This window comes from Limnomicrobium aquaticum, from assembly GCF_040545545.1.
GTDB classification, from domain to species: Bacteria; Pseudomonadota; Alphaproteobacteria; order Rhizobiales; family Rhizobiaceae; genus Ensifer_A; species Ensifer_A aquaticum.
This window is the reverse complement of the sequence record NZ_JBEPMB010000005.1, coordinates 56,965-73,768: the sequence shown is the minus strand read 5'-3', so window position 1 is coordinate 73,768 and position 16,804 is coordinate 56,965. Positions and strand designations below refer to the sequence as shown.

The 16,804-nt window shown below is 63.6% G+C and carries 14 protein-coding genes; 10 read left to right on the top strand and 4 right to left on the bottom strand.

Translation table 11 applies throughout. The annotated features are described in order from the left end of the window. Positions 1-29: 29 nt before the first annotated feature. Positions 30-509, bottom strand: coding sequence for an SRPBCC family protein (locus tag ABID16_RS15815; RefSeq protein WP_354557319.1), 480 nt, complete (start codon positions 507-509; stop codon positions 30-32). Next, positions 502-849, bottom strand: coding sequence for an ArsR/SmtB family transcription factor (locus tag ABID16_RS15810; RefSeq protein ID WP_354557318.1), 348 nt, complete (start codon positions 847-849; stop codon positions 502-504). Before ABID16_RS15810 ends, ABID16_RS15815 begins: the two co-directional genes overlap by 8 nt. 311 nt (positions 850-1,160) lie before the next feature. Between ABID16_RS15810 and ABID16_RS15805 the strand changes: the two genes are divergently transcribed. The 10 genes from ABID16_RS15805 (at position 1,161) to cysG (ending at position 13,881) form a co-directional block, all read left to right on the top strand. After that, on the top strand, positions 1,161-1,358 hold the full coding sequence (locus ABID16_RS15805) for a hypothetical protein (RefSeq protein ID WP_354557317.1): 198 nt from the start codon (positions 1,161-1,163) through the stop codon (positions 1,356-1,358). Then, positions 1,355-1,954 carry an ANTAR domain-containing response regulator gene (locus ABID16_RS15800; protein ID WP_354557316.1) on the top strand — a complete coding sequence of 200 codons (600 nt, stop codon included), beginning with the start codon at positions 1,355-1,357 and terminating at the stop codon, positions 1,952-1,954. The genes ABID16_RS15805 and ABID16_RS15800 overlap by 4 nt, the downstream gene beginning before the upstream one ends. A gap of 27 nt (positions 1,955-1,981) precedes the next feature. Continuing rightward, positions 1,982-3,250 carry a CmpA/NrtA family ABC transporter substrate-binding protein gene (locus ABID16_RS15795; protein WP_435532432.1) on the top strand — a complete coding sequence of 423 codons (1,269 nt, stop codon included), beginning with the start codon at positions 1,982-1,984 and terminating at the stop codon, positions 3,248-3,250. 340 nt (positions 3,251-3,590) lie between these two features. Next, the gene (locus tag ABID16_RS15790) at positions 3,591-4,889 is read left to right on the top strand and encodes a CmpA/NrtA family ABC transporter substrate-binding protein (protein ID WP_354557315.1); all 1,299 of its coding nucleotides are present in this window, start codon (positions 3,591-3,593) and stop codon (positions 4,887-4,889) included. A gap of 83 nt (positions 4,890-4,972) precedes the next feature. After that, the gene (ntrB, locus tag ABID16_RS15785; RefSeq protein ID WP_354557314.1) at positions 4,973-5,860 is read left to right on the top strand and encodes a nitrate ABC transporter permease; all 888 of its coding nucleotides are present in this window, start codon (positions 4,973-4,975) and stop codon (positions 5,858-5,860) included. A gap of 11 nt (positions 5,861-5,871) precedes the next feature. Then, positions 5,872-6,666 (top strand): ABC transporter ATP-binding protein, encoded by a 795-nt coding sequence (locus tag ABID16_RS15780; RefSeq protein ID WP_354557313.1) that lies wholly within the window; start codon positions 5,872-5,874, stop codon positions 6,664-6,666. Positions 6,667-6,671: 5 nt separating this feature from the next. After that, positions 6,672-9,122, top strand: a complete 2,451-nt coding sequence (gene nirB / locus ABID16_RS15775; protein ID WP_354557312.1) for a nitrite reductase large subunit NirB — start codon at positions 6,672-6,674, stop codon at positions 9,120-9,122. Positions 9,123-9,126: 4 nt separating this feature from the next. After that, positions 9,127-9,465, top strand: a complete 339-nt coding sequence (gene nirD, locus ABID16_RS15770) for a nitrite reductase small subunit NirD (protein ID WP_354557311.1) — start codon at positions 9,127-9,129, stop codon at positions 9,463-9,465. A gap of 299 nt (positions 9,466-9,764) precedes the next feature. After that, positions 9,765-12,422, top strand: coding sequence for a nitrate reductase (locus ABID16_RS15765; protein WP_354557310.1), 2,658 nt, complete (start codon positions 9,765-9,767; stop codon positions 12,420-12,422). Continuing rightward, the gene (gene cysG, locus ABID16_RS15760; RefSeq protein WP_354557309.1) at positions 12,394-13,881 is read left to right on the top strand and encodes a siroheme synthase CysG; all 1,488 of its coding nucleotides are present in this window, start codon (positions 12,394-12,396) and stop codon (positions 13,879-13,881) included. The genes ABID16_RS15765 and cysG overlap by 29 nt, the downstream gene beginning before the upstream one ends. Positions 13,882-13,932: 51 nt before the next feature. Here the strand turns inward: cysG and ABID16_RS15755 are convergent, their stop codons facing one another. After that, positions 13,933-15,222 (bottom strand): glycoside hydrolase family 30 protein, encoded by a 1,290-nt coding sequence (locus ABID16_RS15755; RefSeq protein ID WP_354557308.1) that lies wholly within the window; start codon positions 15,220-15,222, stop codon positions 13,933-13,935. A gap of 240 nt (positions 15,223-15,462) precedes the next feature. Beyond that, positions 15,463-16,629, bottom strand: coding sequence for an HPP family protein (locus ABID16_RS15750; protein ID WP_354557307.1), 1,167 nt, complete (start codon positions 16,627-16,629; stop codon positions 15,463-15,465). Between the last annotated feature and the right edge of the window lie 175 nt (positions 16,630-16,804).

The window sequence follows — 16,804 nt, the reverse complement described above, 5'->3', positions numbered from 1 at the left end:
CCTTCTCATATGCGCTTTCCGCGGAGCAATCAGCGATCCAGCCAGGCCGCGAGCTTGTCGAGGGTCTGCTGACCATAAACGACAGCCCCAAATCCGATGACGAACTTGCGGCGCTCGACGGTCGGGTGCAACTGGCGCATCGTCAGGACCGTCTTGCCATCCGATTGCTCATCGAATGTCACGGTCACACGAAAACGGTCCGGGTCATCGGGGTCCGCGCCGCCATGATCCACGACCAGCCGCTCATTGGGCACGATTTTCAAAAAGCGAATGAAGTTGGGGAAGCGCTGCGTCTTTCCCTCGAACTCGCCCACCATATCGAACCGCCAGATCCCGCCCTCGCGAATATCGGCCTCATGCGTCTCGATCCGCAGCCCGGCCGGGCCGTACCAGACCGACAGGGCTTCGGGGTCAGTCCAAGCGGCAAAGACCTTGTCGCGCGGATGGTTCAGCACCCGCACGAGAACGATTTCGCGGTCGAGCGACCACGTCTCCAATGGATTAGGCATTTGTTTTTTCTCCCTTTTGCTTGTTGTCCAGATAGGCTTCCAGACGGTCCAACCGCCCTGACCAACGCTCCCGCTCGGCCATCATCCAGTCCGCCGCCTCATCGAAACGCTGCGGCACCAGCCGGCACCAGCGGCTCCGTCCGCGTTTTTCGCTGACGATCAGCCCGCAGTCTTCCAGCACCTTCAGATGCTGGGTGAAGGAGGGCAGCGCCATGTCGAAGGGTTCGGCCAGGGCCGTGACAGGCAGTTCACCCTCCACGAGACGTGAGACGACAGCGCGACGGGTGGGGTCGCTCAGGGCGTGAAAGGCAAGATCGAGTGATGTCGAATAGTTAGGCATATACCTTACTAACTCGTACCCTTAGATGCGTCAAGTCTTATTAAGGTATGCACCTAACTAATTCGCCTGAAGGAAAGCCATATGCCTAAATTTTAATCTCCTGTTCAAATTGACAGCAAAAGCAGCATCATAAACCGGGTAATCCGCGCCCGGCCTGCTGGCACAGCGTTTGCTTTGCGTTAGGGAGATCACTGGAGAGACCCCATTTGGCGCCCCACCTGCCGTTCCTATGCCTTGCGATCACCTGCAGCTGGCCAGCTTTCGCGTCCGCGTATCGGCAGCATGCGCCCGCGTCGCGCGCCGAGCGGGCAATGGTGACTGTCGGCTCGACCATATTTCTGGGCGCCATGGCGCTGCTTTTCATGAATGTCGCCCCGCTGGTCGGCGTCCTGCTTTTCCTCTGCGCCATCGCCCTCGCGGTCCTGGCGGACCAGTTTCTCGCGTCGCGCTGGTCGCTTCTCGCCGCCGCTACCAGCTTCGGCTCCTACCTTGTCGGGACGGTGCATTGAGCGGGTCCAAGATCACCGCAGACCTGACGATCTTGGTGATCGATGAGAACGCCATCCGCGCCTCGATCATCGAGGAAGGACTGGCTGAGGCCGGGCATTGCAAGGTCACTGTCATCCATGAGGTCAACGGCGTTGCCCGCCTCATCGAGACGCTGGAGCCCGACGTCATCATCATCGATATCGAAAGCCCCAACCGTGACATGATGGAGCATATGTTCCAGTTGACGCGCAGCGTCTCGCGGCCGATCGCCATGTTCGTCGACCGCTCAGACACCGCGTCCATCGAGGCTGCGGTCGATGCCGGCGTCTCAGCCTATATCGTCGACGGGCTGAAGAAGGAGCGCGTGAAGCCCATCCTCGACATGGCGGTGAGCCGCTTCAATGCCTTCAGTCGCCTGCAGCGCGAACTCGCCGAAGCCCGCAACGCGCTGGAAGAGCGCAAGATCATCGAGCGCGCCAAGGGCATCCTCATGAAAATGCGGGGACTGAGCGAGGAGGACGCCTTCGCGCTGCTTCGCCAGAGCGCCATGAACGAGAAGAAGAAGATCGCGGACATCGCCCAGAGCGTGGTCACGGCAGCGGGACTGCTGTTGTGATGGGCAATGCGATCCGGAGAAACGATTATGAGTGAGATGTTTTCCATGAGCGCGCTCGGTTCAGCCGCCGCCCCGCCCCACGTCAGCCGGGAGCAGAAGACCTTGCGCGCGGGCTTCATTCCGCTGATGGACGCCTCGATCCTCATCGTCGCGGCCGAACTCGGGTTTGCGGACAAGGAAGGCTTGCGGCTCGATCTGGTTCGCGATGTCTCCTGGGCCAATGTGCGCGATCGGCTTGCCTTCCGGCAGTTCGATATCGCCCATATGCTGTCTCCCATGCCGGTCGCCTCCATGCTGGGTCTCGGCTCCAACCCCTCGCCCACCATCACGCCGTTTTCGCTGGGACGCGGCGGCAATGCGATCACGCTGTCGGCGCGCATCTTCGAGCGCATGCAGGCACTGACCGGCCTGCCGGACGATGCGAGCGCGCTCGCCAGTGCCAATGCGCTGGCCGCCGTGTTGGCCGATATGCGCGCCCGCGGCGAGGCCATGCCGACGCTCGGCATGACCTATCCCTTCTCCTCGCATAATTACGAATTCCGCTACTGGCTCGCCGCCGGAGGCATCGATCCGGACCGGGACGTGAAGCTCGTTGTCGTGCCGCCACCACTCACCTCCGATGCGCTGGCGGCTGGCGCCATCGACGGTTTCTGCGTCGGCGCGCCGTGGAACATGGTGGCCTCCGAGCGCGGCACAGGCCGGATCGTGGCGGCAAAGCAGGATATCTGGCCGCTCGCGCCGGAAAAGGTGATCGGCCTACGCCCCGAATGGGCGGAGGCGAATGCCGATACGGTCTCGCGCCTGATCGTCGCACTCGACCGCGCCGCGCGCTGGTGCGACGAGCCGGGCAATCACGACGAGCTTGCAGAAATCTTGAGTTCCGCACCCTATATCCAGGCTCAGGGCAGCATCATCCGCCGCGTCCTCAGTGGCGAATTCAACCTCGATGCCCAGGGCAACAAGCGGATCATCCCCGATTACTTCCTCTTCCATCGCGGCGCGGCGAATTACCCTCGCCCCAATCAGGCACTTTGGATCTTCAGCCAGATGATGCGCTGGGGCCAGACCGTCTTTTCGGAAGCGGACCGCGCTCGGGCCGAAAGCGCCTATCGGCCCGACCTCTATCGCAATGCGCTCGGCGCGGATGCCTCCATTCCCGACCCGACGGAAGAGGACGCGATGCTGTCGAATTTCATGGATGGGCAGGTCTTCAGCCCGACGCAGATGCCGGACTACGTGGCCCGCTTTCCCGTCAGAACGGACGCTGCGCCGCCCCTCGCTGCGCACGACGCCTGATTACGCTGCATTGCACAAAAAATGCGCAAGCTGACTTGAATGCCGAATTTATAGTCGCCGTTCGCCACGCACCTCCCAAAGCGGTACTAGCGGCCTAAAGCGAAAAGCGGTTTAGATTTCAGCGAGATAGCGCCTCATACTCGGAATTGGCACACCTCTTGCTTTACTAATTACATCCGGTCAACGGCGACCGGAGACAAGAGCGCCCGAAGCGCGCTCACCAGAGACATCGACGTCGCTTGGTTCTGCACCCCGGATCTCCCATCCGGTCGTTGCACCAACCAGCGGCGTTTTTTGTTTTTCCGCATCTCCGTCACATCACCAGAGGGACACGACGCACATGACGAAGACGACAGGAACAGGTATCGGCCGCCGCGATCTCTTGAAGGTCACATCCGCCGCAGCGTTGATCAGCGCAGTCAAAATGGCATTCCCCTCCGGCGCGTTCGCGCAATCGGCCGGCCCCGAAGTCAAGGGCGTCAAGCTCGGCTTTATTGCGCTGACAGACGCCGCGCCGCTGCTGATCGCCAAGGAGAAGGGCTTTTTCGACAAGCATGGTCTGCCCGACGTCGAGGTGACGAAACAGGCATCCTGGGGCGCAACGCGCGACAATCTCGTGCTCGGCGGCGCGGCCAACGGCATTGACGGCGCACATATCCTCACGCCCATGCCCTACCTCATTTCGACCGGCAAGGTGACGCAGAACAACATTCCTGTCCCGATGTCGATCCTCGCCCGCCTCAATCTGGACAGCCAGGGCATTTCGGTCGCGCAGGAATATGCCCAGACGGGCGTGCAACTTGACGCATCCAAGCTCAAGGAAGCCTTCGCGGCCAAGAAGGCAAAGGGTGGCGAGGTCAAGGTCGCCATGACCTTTCCCGGCGGTACGCATGACTTGTGGATCCGTTACTGGCTCGCAGCCGGCGGCATCGATCCAGACAAGGACGTCTCCACCATCGTCGTGCCGCCGCCGCAGATGGTCGCGAACATGAAGGTCGGCTCCATGGACGCCTTCTGCGTTGGCGAACCGTGGAACGAGCAGCTCGTCAACCAGGGCATCGGCTTCACCGCCTGCACGACCGGCGAACTCTGGAAGGGCCATCCGGAAAAGGCGCTGGGGCTCCGCACCGACTGGATCGAGAAGAACCCCAACGCCGCCAAGGCCCTCATGATGGCCGTGATGGAAGCTCAGATGTGGGCCGACAGCATGGACAACAAGGAAGAGATGGCGACGATCCTCGGCAAGCGCCAATGGTTCAACGTGCCGCCGAAGGATGTCGCCGGCCGCCTCAAGGGCACGATCAATTATGGCAATGGCCGCGTCGCTGAAAAGACCGGTCTCGAGATGAAGTTCTGGAAGGACCATGCGTCCTATCCGTTCAAGAGCCACGACGCCTGGTTCCTCACCGAGAATATCCGCTGGGGCAAGTTTGCACCCGACACCGACATCAAGGCGCTGGTCGACAAGGTGAACCGCGAGGACATCTGGCGCGCCGCCGCAAAGGATCTCGGCGTCGCCGCCGCCGACATTCCGACATCGACCTCGCGCGGAAAAGAGACCTTCTTCGATGGCAAGGTCTTCGATCCGGAAAACCCGAAGGCCTATCTCGAAAGCCTGAAGATCAAGGCCACCGCCTGACGCGCACCGTAGTCCCGCCTGCCTGCTTCCCCTCTAGGCAGGCGGGGTCTTCACCCGAACCAAACAACGAACAGGATAACCCCATGACCGCAACTGCCCGCAAGGCCCAACCCGTGTCCGAGGCAACAGCCTCGCCAAAGACGGCGACGGTCGTCGCGATGCCGCTGCCGGCGCGGCGCGCGTTCCGCCCGCAAGCCATGCTCGCCACCCTCGGCCGAAATGTTCTGCCGCCGCTGGTCGTCGTCATGATCATCCTGGGCGTCTGGCAGATTGCCTGTTCGCATCCGGGCGCAAGCCTTCCTGCGCCGTCGCAGATCTGGACAGACAGCGCCGATCTCATCACCTCACCCTTCTTCAACAACGGGCCGCAGGATATCGGGCTTGCCTGGCGGGTGCTGATTTCGCTGGAGCGGGTCGCCATGGGCTTCGGCCTTGCGGCCATTGTCGGTGTCATCATCGGCGCGGTCGTAGGTCAGTCGGTCTGGGCCATGCGCGGCCTCGACCCGATCTTCCAGATCCTGCGTACCGTGCCGCCGCTCGCCTGGCTGCCGCTGTCGCTGGCGGCTTTCCGCGACAGCAACCCCTCGGCCATCTTCGTCATCTTCATCACGTCGATCTGGCCGGTGATCATCAACACGGCCGTTGGCGTTCGCAACATTCCCGACGATTACCGCAACATCGCCCGCGTCCTGCGCCTTAACCAGCTGGAATTCTTCGTCCGCATCATGATCCCGGCCGCAGCGCCTTACATCTTCACCGGCCTGCGCATCGGCATAGGCCTCTCGTGGCTCGCCATCGTGGCGGCGGAAATGCTGACCGGCGGCGTCGGCATCGGCTTCTTCATCTGGGACGCGTGGAACTCGTCGCGCCTCTCCGACATCATCGTGGCGCTCGTCTATATCGGCGTCACCGGCTTCATCCTCGACAAGCTCGTTGCCTTTGTCGGGACCATCGTCACGCGCAGCAACTGAGGGAGGCCGTCATGAGCTATCTGAAAATCGACCATATCGACAAGAGTTTCGAACGCGGCGGCGTGCGCACCGAAGTCCTGAAGGACGTTTCCCTGACGATTGAAAAGGGCGAGTTCGTTTCCATCATCGGCCATTCCGGCTGCGGGAAATCGACGCTTCTGAACCTGATCGCGGGGCTGACCCGCGTGACCACAGGCGCCATCCTGCTGGGCAATACGGAAGTCAACGCGCCCGGCCCGGAACGCGCCGTGGTCTTCCAGAACCACTCGCTGCTGCCCTGGCTCACCGTCTACGAGAACGTCAACCTCGCCGTCGCAAAAGTCTTTGCCGGCCGCAAGAGCAAGGCCGAGAAGCATGAATGGGTGATGCACAATCTCGATCTCGTGCAGATGTCCCACGCCAAGGATAAGCGCCCGGCGGAAATCTCCGGCGGCATGAAACAACGCGTCGGCATTGCCCGGGCGCTTGCCATGGAGCCGAAGATCCTGCTGCTCGACGAGCCCTTCGGCGCGCTCGATGCGCTCACCCGCGCCCATCTTCAGGACGCGGTGATGGAAATCCACGCCCGCCTCGGCAACACGATGATCATGATCACGCATGACGTCGACGAGGCCGTGCTGCTTTCCGACCGCATCGTGATGATGACGAACGGGCCGGCGGCGCGCATCGGCGAGGTTCTGGACGTGCCGATCCCGCGTCCGCGCGACCGCATCGCCCTTGCCTCCGACCGCACCTATCTCAAATCCCGCGAAGCCGTGCTGAAGTTCCTCTACGAACGCCACCGCTTCGTCGAAGCCGCGGAGTAAGCACCATGGCCCAGAAACTCGTCATCATCGGCAATGGCATGGCCCCCGGCCGCATGCTGGAGCACCTCTTCGAGCAGGCCCCCGGCCTCTACGACGTCACGATCTTTAACGCCGAGCCGCGCGTCAACTATGACCGCATCATGCTCTCGCCGGTCCTCTCGGGCGAAAAGACGTTCGAGGATATCATCATCCATGGCGATGGCTGGTATATCGAAAACAACGTGACCCTCTACAAGGGTCACCGCATTGTCGGCATTGACCGGAACGCCCGCACCGTCACCTCTGACCATGGCGTGACGGAAAGCTACGACAAGCTGGTGATCGCCACCGGCTCCGTGCCCTTCATCATCCCGGTTCCGGGCAAGGATCTGCCCGGCGTCATCACCTATCGCGACCTCGACGATGTCGACGCCATGCTCTTGGCTGCGCAGTCACGCGAGAAGGCCATCGTCATCGGCGGCGGCCTGCTGGGGCTTGAAGCGGCCGCAGGTCTGGCGCTGCGCGGCATGGACGTGACGGTGCTGCATGTCATGCCGACGCTGATGGAGCGCCAGCTCGATCCGGCCGCCGGCTATCTGCTGCAGAAGGCCGTCGAGGAGCGCGGCATCAAGGTCATCACCAAGGCCAATACGAAGCGCATCATCGGCACGGACCGCGTCGAGGGCATTGAGCTCGACAACGGCACGATCATTCCGGCGACGCTGGTGGTGATGGCCGTCGGCATCCGGCCGAATGCGGGTCTCGCCAAGGACGCAGGCCTTGCCGTCAATCGCGGCATCGTGGTCGATGCCGGCATGCAGACCTCGGATGGCGATATTCTGGCGGTCGGCGAATGCGCCGAAGTCGACGGGATGGTCTATGGCCTCGTCGCGCCGCTCTACGAAATGGCCCGCGTTGCCGCTGCCCATCTGGCGGGCGACACCAAGCCGGCCTTCGTCCATTCCGACACGCCGACCAAGCTGAAGGTGACGGGCATCAACCTCTTTTCTCTGGGTGACTTCGCCGATGGCGACGACCGCGAGGAAATCGTGCTGCGCGACGCCACCGCCGGCATCTACAAGCGCGTCGTCATCAAGGACAACCGCATTATCGGCACGGTTCTCTACGGCGAAACCTCCGATGGAGCCTGGTTCAACGACCTGAAGAAGAAGGGCACAGACATTTCCGCCATGCGCGACACGCTGATCTTCGGCCAGTCGTTCCAGGGGGGTGCTCCGCTGGACCCTATGGCGGCCGTTGCAGCCTTGCCGGATGATGCGGAAATCTGCGGCTGCAACGGCATATGCAAGGGCAAGATCACGAGCACGATCACGGCCAAGGGCCTGACGACGCTGGACGGCGTGCGCGCCCTTACGAAAGCCTCTGCCTCCTGCGGCAGTTGCACCGGCCTTGTCGAGCAGTTGATGTCGCTGACGCTCGGCGATGCCTATAACCCGGCCGCCGTCACGCCCATGTGCACCTGCACGGAACTCGGCCATGACGACGTGCGCCGTCTGATCAAGGCCAAGGGGCTGAAGACCATTCCCGCCGTCATGCAGGAACTGGAATGGAAGACCTCCTGCGGCTGCGCCAAGTGCCGTCCGGCGCTGAACTATTACCTCGTCTGCGACTGGCCGGATGAATATGCCGACGACTACCAGTCGCGCTACATCAACGAGCGCGTCCACGCCAATATCCAGAAGGACGGCACCTATTCGGTCGTGCCGCGCATGTGGGGCGGCGTGACGAATGCCGCTGAACTCCGTGCCATTGCCGACGTGGTCGACAAGTTTGAAATCCCGATGGTGAAGGTCACCGGCGGCCAGCGTATCGACCTGCTCGGCGTCGAGAAGGAAGACCTGCCCGCCGTCTGGGCCGATCTCGGCAAGGCCGGCTTCGTCTCCGGCCAGGCCTATGCCAAGGGCCTCCGCACCGTCAAAACCTGCGTCGGCTCCGACTGGTGCCGCTTCGGAACGCAGGATTCGACCGGGCTCGGCATCCGCATCGAGAAGTTCATGTGGGGCTCCTGGACACCGGCCAAGCTGAAGCTTGCCGTTTCGGGATGTCCGCGCAACTGCGCGGAAGCGACCTGCAAGGATATCGGCGTCATCTGCGTGGATTCAGGCTTCGAAATCCACTTTGCAGGCGCCGCCGGTCTCGACATCAAGGGCACCGATGTTCTCGGCCTTGTGAAGACCGAGGACGAGGCGCTGGAGCATATCGTGGCGCTCACCCAGATGTATCGCGAGCAGGCCCGCTATCTGGAGCGCATCTACAAATGGGCGAAACGCATCGGCCATGACGAGATCCGCCGCCAGATCATGGCGGATGGGGAAAAGCGCCGCGCCTATTACGAGCGCTTCGTCTTCTCCCAGAAATTCGCGCAGGTCGATCCCTGGTCGGAGCGCGTCTCCGGCAAGGACAAGCATGAATTCAAACCGATGGCGACCGTCGGTTTCCATCAGGCAGCGGAGTGAGATCATGGATCACAACTGGATCGCCATTGGCCATATCGACGACATTCCGCTGCGCGGCGCGCGCTGCGTGAAGACGCCAGACGGCAAGATCGCCGTCTTCCGCACCGCCGAAAACGAGGTTTTCGCCATCGAGGATCAATGCCCGCACAAGGGCGGGCCGCTCAGTCAGGGCATCGTCCACGGCAAGGCCGTCACCTGCCCGCTGCACAATTTTGTCATCTCGCTGGAGAGCGGCAAGGCGCTGGGGGCGGACGAGGGCGAAGTGCGGACCATTCCGGTGCGCAATATCGATGGCCAACTGTCGATTGCCTATCAGGCGGCCGCGCTGGTCGCGGCGGAGTAAGACGATGATGACGAGCGCATTACCCCCCTCTGTCCTGCCGGACATCTCCCCCGCAAGGGTGGAGATTGGATGGGGCGCGCGCCACATGTCGTCTCCCCCCTTGTGGGGGAGATGGCGGCAGCCAGAGGGGGTCTTTGCCGAAGCCACTGAGCAAGCGGATAGAAAGACCCCTCCCCAACCCTCCCCACAAGGGGGAGGGAGAGCGAGCGTCGTGCCCCATCCCATCTCCCCCCTTGAGGGGGAGATGTCAGCGAAGCTGACAGAGGGGGGTGCCTTCGCGCAAACCGAAAGAGGCATTCATGCCCACTGAAACCCGGACCACCTGCCCCTATTGCGGCGTCGGCTGCGGCGTGATTGCGCGTGTCGAGGACGACGGCAAGGTGAGCGTGAAAGGCGACCCGGATCACCCGGCCAATTTCGGCCGGCTCTGCTCCAAGGGTTCGGCGCTGGCCGAAACGCTCGATCTGGAGGGCCGCGTTCTGGCCCCGCAGATCCATGGTCAAGAGGCCGGCTGGGACGCGGCGCTCGATCTCGTGGCGCAGCGTTTCCGGGAGACGATTGCCGCGCATGGGCCGGACTCGGTTGCCTTCTACGTCTCCGGGCAATTGCTGACGGAAGACTATTATGTCGCCAACAAGCTGATGAAGGGCTTCATCGGCTCGGCCAATATCGACACGAATTCAAGACTTTGCATGGCTTCCTCCGTCGCCGGCCACAAGCGGGCCTTCGGCTCGGACACCGTGCCCGGCTGTTACGAGGATCTGGAGCTTGCCGATCTCGTGGTTCTCACCGGCTCCAACACGGCCTGGTGCCATCCCGTGCTCTACCAGCGACTGGCCGCCGCCAAGGCCAGCAGGCCGACAATGAAGGTCGTGGTCATTGATCCCCGCCGCACTGCCACCTGCGACATCGCCGACTTGCATCTCCCCATTCGCGCCGATGGCGACGTGGCGCTGTTCAACGGGCTCTTCCATCATCTGGTCGATACCCGCCGTGTGGATGAGGCCTTCGTCGGCGCGCACACGAGTGGTTTCAGCGAGGCACTGATGGCCGCTGCACGGCTTGGCATGGCGGAGCTATCCGAGGCGACCGGTCTTTCCGGCATGGCGCTGCGCCAGTTCTTCCGGCTGTTCGCCGAGACGGAAAAGGTCGTTACCTGCTACAGTCAGGGCGTCAACCAGTCCGCGGTCGGCACGGACAAGGTCAACGCCATCATCAACTGCCATCTTGCCACGGGCCGCATCGGCCGGCCGGGCATGGGGCCGTTTTCGCTGACCGGCCAGCCCAATGCCATGGGCGGGCGCGAGGTGGGCGGGCTTGCCAACATGCTCGCGGCCCATATGGAACTCGGCAGCGCCGCGCATCGCGACACCGTGCAGCGCTTCTGGAATGCGCCTGTCATCGCCGACAAGCCGGGCCTCAAGGCCGTCGACATGTTCGAGGCAGTTGCAGAGGGGCGCATCAAGGCGATCTGGATCATGTCCACCAATCCGGTCGTCTCGATGCCGGATGCGGATGGAGTCAAGGCGGCGCTGACCGCCTGCCCCTTCGTCGTCGTCTCCGACATTCAGGCCTATACGGACACGGCGCGGCTTGCCCATGTCCTGCTGCCCGCCACCGGCTGGAGCGAGAAATCCGGCACCGTCACCAATTCCGAGCGGCGCATCTCCCGCCAGCGGCCCTTCCTGCCCGTCCCCGGCGAGGCCCGGCCGGACTGGTGGCAGATGGCCGAAGTCGGCAAGCGCATGGGCTTTGCTGAGGGCTTCGATTTCGCCTCGCCGGCGGAGATCTTCGCCGAACACGCCGCCTTGTCTGCTTACGAGAATGATGGCATCCGCGATTTCGATATCGGCGCTTACGCGGAGATCGATGGGACCGACTATGACGCCCTCATCCCGTTCCAATGGCCGCAGCCGGCAGGCGAACCGTCGCGCAAGCGCTTCTTCGCGGATGGGCGCTTCTATCATCCAGACGGCAAGGCGCGCTTCGTCCCCATCACGCCACCGGCCCCCGCCGCGCGCGATGCCGCCTTCCCCTTCACGCTCAACACCGGCCGCGTGCGCGACCATTGGCACACCATGACGCGCACGGCGAAGAGCGCACGGCTCTCCGCCCACATCGCCGAGCCCTTCTGCGAAATTCACCCGCTGGACGCGCGCGCCCTCGGCATTGCGGATGCCGATCTCGTGACGGTCGCCTCCCCCTCCGGCCACGCGGTCATCGTCCGGGCGCTACTGACCGAGCGGCAGGCGCGGGGTGCGATCTTCGTGCCGATGCACTGGACGGGCGAGACGGCCGCTGCCGCGCGCGTCGATACGCTGGTGCCCGGCCGTGTAGATCCCGTCTCCGGCCAGCCGGCGCTGAAAATGGCGGCCGCGTCTGTGGCCCGCCACGCCCCCGCCGCCCATGGCTTTCTGGTCTCACAGGCAAAGCCGAAGGCACTGCCCTTCTCCTACTGGGCCACTGCGAAGACGGAAAGCGGCCATCGACTAGAGTTTGCGGGCGACATCCCGGCTGAGAGCTGGGAGGCGTGGCTGCGTGCGACGCTGGGGATCGACGGCGAAATCACCTTCTCGGGTTATGCGGATGCCTGCAATGGCGATCACCGCCTGCTCGCCTTCGACGGCGACCGGCTTCTCGCCGCCCTTTACGTCTCCCGCGCGCCGGTCGCCGTGTCGCGGCAATGGGCTGTGGAACAGTTGACCGTCAGCCATGCGGACCCAGCCGCCCGCTTCATGCTGGTCGCGGGCCGGCCCGCACCAGGGCGGCCTGACAAGGGCGCCATCGTCTGCTCCTGCTTCTCGGTCGGCGTCAACGAGATCGCCTGCGCGGTGCGCGCAGGTTGCTGGTCGGTCGAAAAGATCGGCGCGCAATTGAATGCAGGCACGAATTGCGGCTCCTGCCGCCCGGAAATCAGGAGGATCATCGATGCGACGCAAATCCTTGCCGCCGAGTGACAGTCCCGAGCGCATCGCGCCGCTCGCCAAGCTTCCGGTCTTCTGGTCGCTGACCCACAAGCGTGTCGTGGTGGCCGGTGGGTCGGACGCCGCCGCGTGGAAGGCCGAACTGCTGGCCGCCTGCGGCGCGCGGGTCGAGGTCTATTGCGAGCCGCATGATGTGAGTGAAACGATGCAGGCGCTGATTGCCGAGGAGAAGGTTTCATTGAAACCGCAGCCCTGGGCGATCAGCGTCTTTGAAGGCGCGAGCCTTGCCCTTGCGGATTGCGAGGGGGAGGACGAGGCTCGCGCCTTCTTTTGCGCGGCGCGCACGGCTGGTGTTCCGGTCAATGTCATCGACAAGCCGGCCTTCTGCCAGTTCCAGTTCGGTTCCATCGTCAACCGCTCGCCGGTCGTCGTGTCGATCTCCACCGATGGGGCGGCACCGATCCTGGCACAGGCGATCCGCCAGCGCATCGAAACGCTGCTGCCGCCGGCGCTGAAGGACTGGGCGCAGCTTGCCCGGCAGCTGCGCGAGGCGGTCAACCTGCGCCTTGCACCCGGCCAACCGCGCCGCACATTCTGGGAGACGTTTGTCGATCGCTGCATGGGCTCGAACCGGGCACCGGCGGATAGCGATTCCGAAGACCTGCTCAAAGCCGCCGAGCGAATCGCTTCGGCTCCCGCCACTGGTTCAGTCACGCTGGTCGGGGCCGGTCCCGGCGATGCCGAACTGCTGACGCTGAAAGCGATGCGGTCGCTTCAGTCCGCCGATGTCATCCTCTTCGACGATCTCGTCTCGCAGGAGGTGCTGGAACTCGCGCGGCGCGAGGCCAAGCGCTTCCTGGTCGGCAAGCGCGGCGGCCGCGAGAGCTGCAAGCAGGATGACATCAACGACATGATGGTCCGTTTCGCCAAGGCGGGCAAACGTGTCGTTCGGCTCAAATCCGGCGACCCGATGATATTCGGCCGCGCCGGCGAGGAGATCGCGCGGCTTGAGGCGGAAGGCATCGCCGTGGAGATCGTGCCCGGCATAACCTCAGCGTCTGCCATGGCCGCGCGCCTCAAGACGTCGCTGACGCATCGCGATCATGCTCAGCAGGTCCGGTTCGTCACCGGCCATTCGCGTCATTCAGAACTGCCGGCGACGCTCGACTGGGCCTCCCTCGCCCAACCCAACCAGACGACCATGTTCTACATGGGCGGGCGGATGGTGGGCCGCATCGAACAACGGCTTCGCGAAGCGGGCATGTCCGCAGAGACGCCGGTCGCCGTGATGTCCGCCGTCAGCCGGGAGAACGAGCGGGGCTGGCGCGGTCCGCTTCATGCCCTGCCCGCGGCCGTGCGGGACATCGGAACCGACGAGCCCGTGCTGATCGGCATCGGCGAGGTCTTCGCGCAAGGCGCTCAAGTCCGTGCGCAATATAGCTCGCACGTGTCGTCCGAGACGGTCGCACCGGCGTTGGCCGCGACTGCCTGAGCGCGACACCAGGTCGCCACGGCTTGCGGCGCCTGAAGCTCTTCGGCACTCTCAACCGTCTCGATTGGTCAGCGTTGCGAAGGACTTGGACGGCAGCGTCACGGACCAGACCGCGTTGGAAATCCCGACACGCACCTCAACGTCCTGGTTCAGCGGATTTTGTAGTACGGCGACGTCGGTGCCGTCAGCGTTGCGGAACAGGACCGTATTGGCGGCCCACCGTCCGGCAGCGTCCAGCACAGCGGCACCGCCGCGAACATAGCGGGCGAAATGCCGCATCAGCTGATATTCCGGATTGGCGATGACCGCCCCCTTCTCCACATCAACGCAGAACATGGAATTCTGCTGCCAGCCCCAGGTACTGATGCCGCCCTGTTCGAGAACGAGGTTCCAGTACACATAGGCCTCGACGCCATTGACGAGATAATGCTGCGCCAGGTCGAAGACATAGTGGGCATAGTCCCAGCTATTCGCCCCGTCGCCGCATTCGTTCTCGGTCATGATCAGCGGCAGGTCGGGTGCGGCCTGATGAGTCCGCTGCACGGCCCCTTTCCCGGCCCACTGGAAGCCGATGCCGCCGAGACGCGCGCGGGTGTGCCGGTCGTAAAGCGAGGGTGCAACCCAGTCATTGAAGCTCGCCCGCTCGATGGTCCCGAGCCAGATATCGGCATCGACGCCGCGTGCATCGAACATCGGGCCGAGATCGTCGCGGATGAAAAGGCCAAGGCGCTCGCCTGTCCAGCAGCAGGACGGAAACTTCTGGTCCGAATCCGGCTCGTTCTGCACGTGGATGGCGTCGATGCGGATGCCGAGATCGCGATAGGCTTCGACGAACTTGGACAGATAGAGCGCGTGCGCCTTGCGATGGTCTTCCTGCCAGACGAGCCGGCCATAATTATAGGCCTTGTGATCCTTCAGCCAGGTCGGCGGGCTCCAGGGCGAGGCAAAGAGCGTGAAGTCGCGGCCATGCGCGGCGCGGGCCTCGCGATAGTACGGCAGGAGATAGCGATGATCGCGGGCGATGGAGAATTGCTCCATCGCGAAATCGCCCTCGGTCTCGTTGTGGCTGTACCAGCTTTCGGCAAAGTCGCTCGCCCCGATGGGCAGGCGATTATAGTGGAAGTCGAGGCCTTCCGGCGAGAAGACCTCATGCAGGAGATGCTCACGCGAGGCGGCGTCCGTCTTCTGCAGCGCGATCCAGGACAGTTCGTTGAAGCAGGCGCCGAAACCCTTGAAGTTCTCGGTGACGGTCCCACGGGCGGCGACATCGGCCTCCCCCTCCACCGCGCGAACCTCGCCTTCCACCCACGCAGTGTCTTTCGTCGAAACCCTGATCCGCACGCAATCCTCCTCAACCGCTGCAACCAATTCGTCCGAACGCGTCTATAGCAACAGCGCCCCTCCCCCGCCAGAGCGACGCTCACCATAACCAAAACCCGGTCCGCCATTGCAGACCGGAATCCAGCGGGTGGTCGGTTTCCCGAGGAAACGGAGCTGACCAGCGCATCAGGCGGAATGGCCTATCGGATAAGACAGAGTACCCAGGAAAAACATTGCCGGCATCGACAGTACACGCCTCATCTATATGCCTGCTGCGTGCGGGAAAGGCTCACCGGCCATATCGAGATCAGCCCGGAAGAGCGCGGCCAGAAGATCGCCCTGACTGACAACGCCAACAAGGCGGTCGGAGTGATTCACCACCGGGATCGTGTGGAGCCCCTCATCCACCATCCGCATGACCAGCGCGAAGGCCGAAGTTTCAGGCCTCGTCGGTTGGATCCGGCGGTCCATGATATCGCCGACGGCCCGCGGCACGCGCTGCCGGCTGAGCTTGGCGAGCACGCGGCGGCGGAAGCCGAGATGCAGGTTGCCATCATCCGAAAGAACCGAATTCGAGAGGAAATCGGCCTGCGAAATCATGCCGACGAGCCGGCCATCGCTATCGACCACCGGCAACGCCTTGACGTGATGAATGGAGAAGAGCCGCCACGCGGTCCGCAGGCGATCGTCGGCGCGCACGGTGAGCAGGTTGCGAGACATGATCTCGCCCGTCAGCGGGTGGTGATGGTGGCGCTCGTGCGCCGCCAGCTGCGTCCGACGGAAGAGTGCGGCCATCGTGTCGGGGCTGACATCGACCACCTCGCCGAATTGCTCGAGCGCCTCCTCGATATCCGCCTCGATCGGGTCGGCCTTTTCAGCGCCGCCACCGATGGCGGGCGTCTTGTGCGGCAGATGCGGATAACGGTGGCCGGTCAGGTTGTTATAGGCGAGCGCCAGCGCCAGCAGCAGGACGGAATTGAGCGCCACCGGAGTCAGCACGAACCAGTAGCCGCTGGCGTGCACCGCCGAACCGCCGAGTACGGCGGTCAGCGCCACGGCGCCGCTCGGCGGATGCAGGCAGTTGAGCACCAGCATGGCAGCGATTGCGAGACCGACCGCAAGCGCTGCGGCGAGCAGCGGCTGGGGGATGAACAGCGCGCAAGTCACGCCAATCAGCGCCGCCACGACATTGCCGCCCAGGATCGACCAGGGCTGGGCAAGCGGGCTGGCGGGGGCGGCAAAGAGGAGCACGGCGGACGCGCCCATCGGGGCGACAAGCAGCGGCGCGGCGAGACCGTTATTGCCGAGCGCCAGCGTGCTGACGAGCCCCGTCAGCGCGATCCCCAGCAACGCGCCCCCGGCGGCACGGCCGCGCTCGCGCAGACTGGTCGGAGCAAGCGAGGGATTGAGCCGCTGAAAGATCGACATGAAGGAAAACCGCCGCAACCAAGAAGACGCGTCGGATTAGCAGGTTTCAGGTGTCGGAGTGAGGCCTGAACATTCTAAAAAGGTACGGAATGGCGAAAAAATCCGCTTTTGCTGAAATACAGAGCATTAAGTCAGGCGCTCCACGTCTGTCCGGATGACGCGAACTTTGCGCACC